Origin of the sequence: Nocardia vinacea NBRC 16497 (genome assembly GCF_000308835.1) — a bacterium.
Classification (GTDB): Bacteria; Actinomycetota; Actinomycetes; order Mycobacteriales; family Mycobacteriaceae; genus Nocardia; species Nocardia vinacea.
The window spans coordinates 49650-59445 of record NZ_BAGN01000234.1; the positions used below are offsets into that span (position 1 = coordinate 49650).

8 protein-coding genes are annotated in these 9796 nt (G+C 65.8%); 5 read left to right on the forward strand and 3 right to left on the reverse strand.

Annotation, left to right across the window (positions count from 1 at the left end; all coding sequences use genetic code 11):
• The first annotated feature begins 60 nt into the window (after positions 1–60).
• Positions 61–669: a TetR/AcrR family transcriptional regulator gene (locus ON44_RS47180; protein ID WP_051182701.1), complete on the forward strand. Its 609-nt coding sequence runs from the start codon at positions 61–63 to the stop codon at positions 667–669.
• 37 nt (positions 670–706) lie between these two features.
• Here ON44_RS47180 and ON44_RS32845 read toward each other — a convergent pair whose 3' ends face one another.
• Together ON44_RS32845 and fadD5 are read right to left on the reverse strand one after the other, a co-directional pair.
• Complete coding sequence (locus tag ON44_RS32845) at positions 707–1315, reverse strand: cysteine hydrolase family protein (RefSeq protein WP_040697590.1); 609 nt, start codon at positions 1313–1315, stop codon at positions 707–709.
• 50 nt (positions 1316–1365) lie between these two features.
• The gene (gene fadD5 / locus ON44_RS32850; RefSeq protein ID WP_040697545.1) at positions 1366–2937 is read right to left on the reverse strand and encodes a fatty-acid--CoA ligase FadD5; all 1572 of its coding nucleotides are present in this window, start codon (positions 2935–2937) and stop codon (positions 1366–1368) included.
• A 336-nt stretch (positions 2938–3273) separates the two neighbouring features.
• On the opposite strand from fadD5, the gene ON44_RS32855 reads away from it, so the two are divergent.
• Complete coding sequence (locus tag ON44_RS32855; RefSeq protein ID WP_040697548.1) at positions 3274–4248, forward strand: NAD(P)H-dependent flavin oxidoreductase; 975 nt, start codon at positions 3274–3276, stop codon at positions 4246–4248.
• Between the two features lie 153 nt (positions 4249–4401).
• Positions 4402–5040 carry a Uma2 family endonuclease gene (locus ON44_RS47185; protein WP_157187375.1) on the forward strand — a complete coding sequence of 213 codons (639 nt, stop codon included), beginning with the start codon at positions 4402–4404 and terminating at the stop codon, positions 5038–5040.
• Positions 5041–5061: 21 nt separating this feature from the next.
• On the opposite strand, the gene ON44_RS32865 is transcribed toward ON44_RS47185, so the two are convergent.
• On the reverse strand, positions 5062–6021 hold the full coding sequence (locus tag ON44_RS32865; protein WP_245567432.1) for an MBL fold metallo-hydrolase: 960 nt from the start codon (positions 6019–6021) through the stop codon (positions 5062–5064).
• Positions 6022–6189: 168 nt separating this feature from the next.
• Between ON44_RS32865 and ON44_RS32870 the strand changes: the two genes are divergently transcribed.
• Together ON44_RS32870 and ON44_RS47190 are read left to right on the forward strand one after the other, a co-directional pair.
• A complete protein-coding gene (locus tag ON44_RS32870) occupies positions 6190–6507 on the forward strand; it encodes an acyl carrier protein (RefSeq protein WP_083898270.1) in 318 nt (105 codons plus the stop codon).
• The coding region (locus ON44_RS47190; protein ID WP_157187376.1) for a type I polyketide synthase at positions 6504–9796 on the forward strand (3293 nt) is incomplete at its 3' end. The genes ON44_RS32870 and ON44_RS47190, both read left to right, overlap by 4 nt.

Here is a 9796-nt window from a genome sequence, read left to right on the forward strand (position 1 = left end):
ATTTCGAACGGATTCGCACTATCTGTACGGAAACGCCGTATTCGCGTTCGGAGGATGTCGATGACCAGCACCGATCGCCGGGTGCGGCGCACCAAGAGCCTGCTGCACCGTGCGTTGATCGAGCTGATGATCGAATGCGGCTATGACCGGATCACATTGCAGGACATTCTGAATCGCGCCGATGTCGGACGCTCCACCTTCTACGCGCACTTCCGCGACAAGGACGATCTGCTACTGGTAAGCAGTACCGAGTACCTGCGCGCGGCCGTCGCCGATGTCGAATCGGCCGCGAATGACCCTGATGCACCGGAACATTCGGAACCGCTCGCACCGCTGTACGCGCTGTTCCGGCTGGCATCGGCGAATCCTGAGGTCTACCGGGCGCTGCTGGGTCGCAGGGCGACCGGAGTGCTGTTGCGCTCGACCCGGCGCATGGTGGAAGAGATTCTCACCGAACAACTTTCGGGTCGCCTGGATATGGACGACGACGAATTCGCGGTGACGATGACGTTTCTGTCCTGGGGCGTCGTCGGCCTGCTCGGCTCGATCGCGGACGCGGAGCCGCCGCTGCCGGCGGCCGAAACCTACCGTCGGCTCGAAGTTCTGGTCGGGCCCGGTCTGACGAGCCGGGTGTCGCACACCGAACGGATCAGCCGCGCAGGCCGATGATCATCCGGGAGATCGGGTCGGCCTGCGGGCACACCTTTCACACCGACGTGCCGATCAGCTCGAGTGCCTGCGCGGCGGTACGGCAGCCTGCCGTGGTCAGTTCGAGATTCGCCAGCGAGGCAGCGTGGGCTTGCGGGTCGGCCGCGGTGACGCAGTCCGCGATCGGATACACGGTGAAGCCGAGATCCGTTCCGTTCCTGGCGGTTTGCTCGACCGCCAGATTGGTCGCGACACCGGTGATGAACAAGGTATCGACGCCCTGCCCGTCGAACCACTCGGACAAGGCACAGCCCGCGAGCGCGGAGAGCTTCTGATTGTCGAACACCACGGTCGGCTGTTCGACCATCTCCGGAATCAGCCTGGAACCAGGCGCTTCAGGCCGGAATTCGGTCTGCGCCGCGGCCACCGAGCGCATGAATCCGGTATTGCCGACCAACCCGCCCTCACCGACCGGAATGACGAACCGCACGAAGACAATCGGCAATCCGGATCGTGCCACCGCGTCGTGAAAGCGCACGGCCCGCGGCACCACCCCGCTCGCCGCGACCGGAGCGGCCAGCATCGGCCCGAAGAACCCCTCGGGCCGAATGACATTCACCTGCCAGTGCACCGCCAACACGGCGGCGCGGATGCGTGGGATCGCCATGCGGTGATCGTGACGCATCGCGCCGCCGATGTCTTCGATTCCGGAAAAGCTCAGGACGAATAGTCCTTGCGCAGCTGCACTTTCACGACCTTGCCGCTGGCATTGCGCGGCAGCTCGGCCACGATCACCAGATCCTTGGGGTGCTTGTAGCGCGCCAGGTTCTCGTTGAGGAACGGCGCCAGCTCGTCGAGGGTGAGCTCGGCGTCCGGATCGGCCAGGGCGACAACGGCAACCGGCACCTCACCCCACTTCTCGTGCGCCCGGCCGACCACCGCGGCCTCGCGGATCTTCGGATGTGCGAAGAGCACATTCTCCACCTCGGCGCAGTAGATGTTCTCACCGCCGGAAATGATCATGTCCTTCTTGCGGTCGACCACCCAGAGGAAGCCCTCCTCGTCGGCGCGGACCAGGTCACCGGAGTGGAACCAGCCACCGGCGAAGGCGTCGGCGGTCGCCTCCGGTTTGTTCCAGTAGCCCTGCATGAGATTCGGTCCGCGATAGACGATTTCGCCGATCTCACCGGGCGCGACATCGTTCATCTCATCGTCTACGACGCGGGCCTGGATGGTCGGGATGGGCTTGCCGACGGAACCGAGCTTGCGGATCGCGTCCTTACCCTCGAGCACACAGGTGATCGGCGACATCTCGGTCTGGCCGAAGACCGCGACATTGACCGCGTCCGGGAAGCAGTCGGCCATGGCCCGCAGCACGGAATCGGAGGCCGGAGCCGCACCCCAGCTGAGCACCTTCAGCGCGAGTTTGCGCTGTTTGACCGTCGGCTCCTCGCAGATCAGCTGCCACTGCGCGGGCACACAGAAGGCGGTGGTGGCCTGCTCGCGCTCGACGGCATCGAGGAATTCGGTGGGATCGAAGGCGCCGAGCGGATGCAGCACGATCTTGCCGCCGAGCATGAAATACGGTGCGAGACTGCCGAGTCCGGCGATATGGAACAGCGGTGAGGTGCAGAAGCCGACCGAATCGGGACCGATATCCGTGGCCCGAATACTGGTCACCGCTTGGGCATTCATATTCGCGTGGGAAAGCACCGCGCCCTTCGGGCTGCCGGTGGTGCCCGAGGTGTACATGATCAGCGCGGGGGTGTCCTCGGGAATGTCCAGCGGTGTATGCGGTTCGCCGCCCTCGGCCAGCACATCGTCATAGCCGAGTACCGAATCGGTGGTCTGGCCGCCGATCACGACGCAGGTCGCCAACTCGGGCGCCTGGCCCTGTACGGCGGTGGCCAACGGCTGCAACATGGCATCGGTGACGATCGCCTTGGCGCCGGAATCGCTGACGATATAGGCGACCTCGGGCGGCGTGAGCCGGAAGTTCACCGGGACCGCGATGGCGCCGAGTGCGTTGATACCGAAGACGGCCTCGAGGTATTCGGGATAGTTCAGCGCCAGGATCAGCACCCGGTCGCCGAAGCCGATGCCGCGGCGGGCGAGCGCGTCGGCGAACTTCAGCGAACGCTCGTGCAACTGCCGCCAGGTGGTGTCCACACCACGGAACCGCACGGCGACCGCGTCCGGGCGCATTTGCGCGTGCGATGCGATCTGGTTGTTCCAGTGGTTGCGCCGCGACCTGATCGGCTCGTCGAGCGCCTGTGCACCGGTGGTCATGCCACTCCTCTCGAACCGCCAACCGTGCGCCGGTGTATCCGACGGCGTCGACGGGCTGAACTGAGAGCAGAATAACAACTAACTTCTTGCGGCAGCAAGGGCGTGATGCGGAGTTTGCTGTTAAGCGCTTAACCAAATCAATCTTGGACAATAAAGGGCTTCTAGCTGCATGTTCATTGAATGTCTGGGATATTGCTTCGAATCTGGGCGCATGTTCATAGGGGAATGCGATGCGAATCACCGCTCACTTACGAGTTGAACAGCGGACGGCCCCCATGTCACCATCACTGAATAAGGGCGCCACTGGCACGCCCCGCAACGCATAGGAGTAGCGCAATGCTGCGTACCAGGTTCACCGAAACATTCGGCGTCGAACACCCGATCGTGCAGGGCGGCATGATGCATGTCGGCCGCGCCGGTCTCGTCGCGGCCGTCGCCAACGCGGGCGGGCTCGGCTTCATCACCGCGCTGACCCAGCCCACCCCCGACGACCTGCGCAAGGAGATCGCGCGGACCAGGGAGTTGACCGATAAGCCGTTCGGCGTGAACGTCACGATCCTGCCCTCGATCAATCCGCCGCCGTACGCCGAATACGTGCAGGCGATCATCGACAGCGGCATCAAGATCGTCGAGACCGCGGGCAGCAATCCGGAACCCTTCCTGCCGTACTACCGGGAGGCCGGTATCAAGGTGCTGCACAAGTGCACCAGCGTGCGGCATGCCTTGAAGGCACAGCGGATCGGCGTCGACGGCGTCAGCATCGACGGATTCGAATGCGCGGGACACCCCGGTGAGGACGATATTCCCGGCCTGATCCTGATCCCGGCCGCCGCACGGGTGCTCGACATTCCGATGGTCGCTTCGGGCGGCATCGCCGATGCCCGCGGTCTGGTGGCCGCGCTCGCACTCGGTGCCGATGGTGTGAACATGGGCACCCGCTTCCTGTGCACGCAGGAGTCGGCGATCGACCAGAAGGTCAAGGAACAGATCGTCGCCAACTCCGAACTCGACACCCAGCTGATCTTCCGGACCATGCGCAATACCGCGCGCGTCGCGGATAACGAGATCAGCCGCAAGGTCGTCGAAATCGAAAAGGCCGGCGGCACTTTCGACGATGTCCGCGATCTGGTCGCGGGTGCGCGCGGACGACGCGTCTTCGAAGAGGGCGATCTCGACGCGGGCATCTGGTCGGCAGGCCTGGCCCAGGGTCTCATCCACGACATTCCGTCCTGCGCCGAACTGATCGGCCGGATGGTCGCCGAGGCGGAGGAGCTCATCACCGCGCGGCTCGCAGAAAAGGTAGTCGCCTAGCGCGGCAACCCGTGACGAGCTCTGGGCTGCGAACGTTCGGCGCTCGTCTTGTACTCGGACAGGGTTGTCGCCGTCCATCGAGGGGTGACTGCGACCGAGAGTTGCGGCACGCTGACATACGATGACGGCGACTACCAACCGAGGACGGTCATCGTGTCGGAAGCGTTCGACTGGTCTCTGCCGAAGACTTACATCCTGCCGGTGGATATAGACGATTACCTGTCCATGCCCGAGGACATCGCACGCAATGTCGAGATCAAAGACGGGATGATCATCCACTGCGAGTCGGCCTCGCCGAATCACAATGCGATAGCCCGAAATATCGAACGGGCACTGCTGGACGGCCATGCCAAACGCGGTTCGGCCGAGCCGTGCTTGCGGGTCAACCGGGATGTGGACATGTTGGTCTCGGAGGTCCCCTTCCACTACAAGCGGCCGGACGTCATCGTCTACCGCTGCATCGATGAGCCTCGGCCGAAGTGGCGAATGAAGCCGACAGCAGCGGACACCGTGCTGGTGGTCGAGGTTGTCTCGCCGACCACGATCACCGCCGACCTGGTCGACAAACGTGCCGAGTATGCCCGATTCGGGATCCAGCACTACTGGATCGTCCGGATGGCCAATGAGGACGGTCCTGCGGTTTCGATCGAAATGCTGATGCTCAACTCTGCCGGAGAGTACGTCTCGGCGGGGCATCACACCCGATCGGACCGTTCTGCCAGTGCGATCGATTCGCTGGTGCCGTTCGAGATGCACGCCACGTGGCAGCAGCTCGACGAGGGCATCGACTGAATTCCGACTCGACGCGGCCGGTTACCGCTTCCGCGCTGCCAGCGCCTCGACGGCCGCGTAATCGTGGGCGGCGACGATTTCGATGCCGTCGGGTAGGGCGTGTAGGCGGTGGATGGTGGCGAAGGTGGCGTCGCGGTCGGCATCGAAGAGTTGGCCGGGCATGGGTGCCTTCTCGCGGATCAGCTCGACCTGGAGTTTGTTCCACACCGCGTCGCCCGCCAGCAGTACCCGGGTGCCGTCGTCGACCGCGAGCAGGACGCCGATGCTGCCCGGGGTATGTCCGGCGAGGTCGACGAGCAACACCGAACCGTCACCGAACAGGTCCAGGCTGCGCGGGAAGGTGAGCACCGGCGGGCCGTCGAGTTCGAAGGTGTCGAAGATGCGCCCGCGCAGTGGGCCTCGGGCAACGCCGACCGGGGCGTGCGGGCCGTCGAGTGCCCAGGCGCGTTCGACGGCGGGTAGTCGGACGGTCACGGAGTCGGGCAGTTCCAGCAGGCCGGAGATGTGATCCCAGTGCAGGTGGGTCGGCAGGACGAAATCGATCGCGTCGACGGCGATATCGCGGGCGGCCAGCGCGTCCGAGAGCCCGAGCACCGGCTTATCCGGCGCGACCAGGAGTGGAATCGGGAACGGCAGCTCGGGCAGCACCCGATCGTGCGCACCCGCGCACAGGGCCGGATCGACCAGGAAGCGCGCCTTGGGATGTTCGATCAGATAGGCCGACATGGTCATCGGCAGTTCGCGCAGGCTGCGCACGCCCTCCGCGACGATCGTGGTCGGCGCGGCCATGCGGGCCTGCATCATGACGGTGAGCCCGACCGTCGCCTTGGTCTGCGGTAGCGGGACCGGCTCCAGACCGGCCAGCAACGCGGTATCGGGGCGACGCGGGCGCAGCAATCGACCGGGCGTAGCAACCAGTGCGGCACAGCAACGCAGCACGGTCGGCAGGGTGGGCGTCCGCTCGGTTCCGGATTCGGGCACGATGCCACCGTAGGCGATCACGGTAAACGACGAAAGAGCCGGGTAAGCAGGACAATTCCGGACAATCCACCCGCCTCAGGGACACCTTGATCGCGCCGATATCTACGGCATAATCGCAGGGGGTACCGGCGTGGGGGCACCAGCCCTCCGGCGACGGGAGGAGGACGGATGGGGCCTGATCTTCCGGACGGGCAGGGTGTTGTCTCGAGCGACCTGCGAACAGTCGCCGACGGTGTTTCGAACAGAACCGGTTCGCGACGTGCCGCGCTACTGAGCGCTGCCACCGCCGCCATCGCCGACCTGCTGAATGTCGATGCCGCAAAGGTTTCGACCAATGCGCCGTTCAGCGATCTCGGCCTCAGCTCGCTGCAACTGGCGCGGCTGACGGCGCATCTGGAAGATGCCATGGGAGTCGAGGTTTCGCTCACCACCCTCTACGACCATCCGGACATCGAGCAGCTTGTCGAGCATCTCACGATGCGATGAGCACCTTGCCCACCAAGAGAAAAGGCCACGCCGTCTCCGTCCGGCCGAATTTGCCGGTATCGATCGTGGGCATCGGCTGCCGGGTACCCGGCGCGCCGAATGTATCCCAGTTCTGGCGGATGCTGTGCGATGGCCGGGATGCCACCGGTGCACCGCCGCCTGGTCGACCGGGCACGCGCCACGCCGGATATCTCACTGATGTCGACGCGTTCGACAACGACTGGTTCGCGATCTCCGGTCGCGAGGCCGCGCTGATGGATCCGCAGCAGCGGCTGGCACTCGAGGTCGCGATCGAAGCGCTCGATGATGCCGGAATCGGCTATCGCACCAGGGGTTCCGGGGCGGCGGTGGTATTCGGTGCGTGCGCCTACGATCACGGCATCGCGGTGTTGGGCCGCGACGGGCACGATGCGCCGTACGCGGTCACCGGATCGGCGCTCAGCATCATCGCCAACCGGCTGTCCTATGTCCTCGACCTGCACGGACCGAGTCTGGTGGTGGACAGCGCCTGCTCGTCCTCGCTGGCCGCGGTGGATCTCGCGGTGCGCCTGCTGGCCGATGAGGCGGTGCCGTTCGCGATCGTCGGCGGGGTGAATCTCACGCTGCTGCCCCGTACCTCGGAGTACCTGGCCGAGGGAGGTTTCCTCGCGCCCGACGGGCGGTGCAAACCGTTCGATGCCGCTGCCGACGGATATGCCCGCGGTGACGGATGCACCGTGGTAGTGCTGCGGCGCAGCACCGATGCGCTGCGCGACGGGCATCGGGTGTACGCGGAAATCCTCGGCACGGCAGTCGGTTCGGACGGGCGGTCCAATGGGCTGTACGCACCGAACGGCCGGGCCCAGCAGGAGGTTATTCGTACTGCCTGGGTACGGGCCGGACTCGATCCACATGATGTCGGGTACGTCGAATGCCACGGCACCGGAACGTCATTGGGTGATGCGGTGGAGGTTGGTGCGCTCGCGGCGGTAGTCGGAAGCGATGCCGAACCAACATGGATCGGCTCCCTCAAATCCAATATCGGACATCTGGAGGCGGCCGCCGGAATCACCGGAATGGTCAAGGCGGCGCTGTCCATTCGACACGGTGTAATCCCGCCGACCATCAATTTCCACACCGAGAACCCGCTGCTGAAGCTCACCGAACACGGACTGCGGGTACCGACCGAGCCCATTGACTGGACCGATACACCAGTGGGTGCACGACGTGCCGGAGTCAGCTCATTCGGATTCGGCGGGACGAATGCGCACGTGGTGCTCCGCGGTCTCGAGGCCGCGCGCCACCGGAGTTTTGAACCGCCCGTACTGCTTCCGGTCACCGGTCGCGACATTGCGGAGCTGCGGTCGCACGCGTTGCGGTGGGCCGAGTTTCTCGAAGGGGTCGGCGCGAGCGGATCGCGCGAGGGTACGCGCGGCGGTTCCGGCGACGGCGCAAGCGACGATTCACGCGAGGGGACAAGCGGTGGTCCGCGCGAGGGCGCTAGTGGCGGTCCGCGCGAGGGCGTAAGTGGTGGTCCGCGCGAGGGCGTAAGCGGCAGTTCGCGCGAGCGCACAAGCAGCGATTCACGTGAGAGTGCAAGCGGCGGCTCACGCGAAGGCACAAGCAGCGGTCCGCGCGAGCGCACAAGCAACGGCTCACGTGAGAGTGCAAGCGGCGGCTCACGCGAGCGCACGAGCAGCGGCTCACGCGAAGGCACAAGCAGCGGCTCACGCGAGCGCACAAGCAGCGGCTCACGCGAAGGCATGGGCGCGGCGACCGACGCGATTGTGACGAGCTACTTGGGAGCGGAAGGTGGCGATCGCGAAATTCTTCGGCAATTCGCGGCTGCTGCGGCGCGGTTGATACCTGAGAATGCCCGGGCCGCAGTGGTTGCGCGGGATCTGGACGATGCGGTGGATCAGTTGCGGGCGTTGGCGGGTGGGGAGTCCGGGGGTGGGGTGATCGGCGCTGGTTCGGTGCGGCGGCGGGGTGGTGTGCTGTTCCTGTTTTCCGGGCAGGGTGGGCAGTATTCCAAGATGGGGCGGGCTCTGGCGGCTCGTTATCCGGTATTCGCGCAGGCGGTGACCGCTGCCGCGGATGCGATTGCGGCGGCGGGTGGCGGGCGAGTATGGACGCCGCGCAACGGGTTCGCGCTCAGCGGTGCGGCGAGCAATGGAAGCAGTGCGACGGAACTCGTGCAACCGGCGATCTTCGCATTCCAGGTGGCGCTCGCCGAACTGCTCGCCGCGTGGGGGATCGAACCGGATGCGGTGGTGGGGCACAGTCTCGGCGAGGTGGCCGGGGCGGCGGTGAGCGGTGCATTATCGCTTTCCGACGCGGCCCGAGTCGTGGTGCAGCGCAGCCGGATTTTGGCGCGCCTCGACGGGCACGGTGCGATGGCAGTGCTGGAGGCGACAGCGGATGAGGCGGCGCGGCTGGTCGAGCCACTGCACGCGACGGTAGCGGTCGCGGCGATCAATGGACCGCGTTCGGTGGTGATCTCCGGTGCGCCGCGCTACATCGATGCGCTCGTCCGCCGGGCCAAACGCAGGCAGATATTCGCGCAACGGATCGCCGTCGACTTCGCCGCACACAGCCCACAGGTAGGCGCGCTCCTCCCCGAATTCGCCGACGCGCTCGGCGGACTCACCGCGCAGGTGCCACGTGTCCCGGTGTACTCCACGGCGCGTCGACGCGAAACGATCACCATGGCCGCGATGGATGCCGACTACTGGGCCGAAAATGCCTCGAGAACCGTCGAACTGGCCGCCGCGCTCCAACAAGCCGCCGACGACGGATTCGCGACGGTGCTCGAAATCGCACCCCATCCGGTCCTGACACCCGCGATCCGTGAGTTCCCCGAATTCGCCGACGCCACCCACACGGTGACCACCCGCGACAACGAGGCCGGAACCTTCCTGACCTGCCTCGCCAAGCTCTACCTCGAAGGCCGCCCGTTGAATTGGGCCGCAAACGGCCCCTTCAACGCACCCCCGCCCCCACGCCAATGGTCCCACCGCCGGTTCCCCCTGATCACCACCCTCGATCCCGGCGCCATTCACGTCGCTGCCCCCGAACCCGGCACCACCCACGGCGCTGCCACCGAGCCCGGCACCTCGTACATCGTTACCACCGAACCCGGCACCACCCGAGACGCCGCAACCGAACCCAACACCACCCGCGACATCGCCACCCAGCCCGACACCACCCATATCGCTGCCACCGAGCCCGACACGTCGCACATCGCTGCCACCGAACCCCACACGGCCAGCAACACAGCAACCAAATCCAGCGTTATCCGCGACGCCGC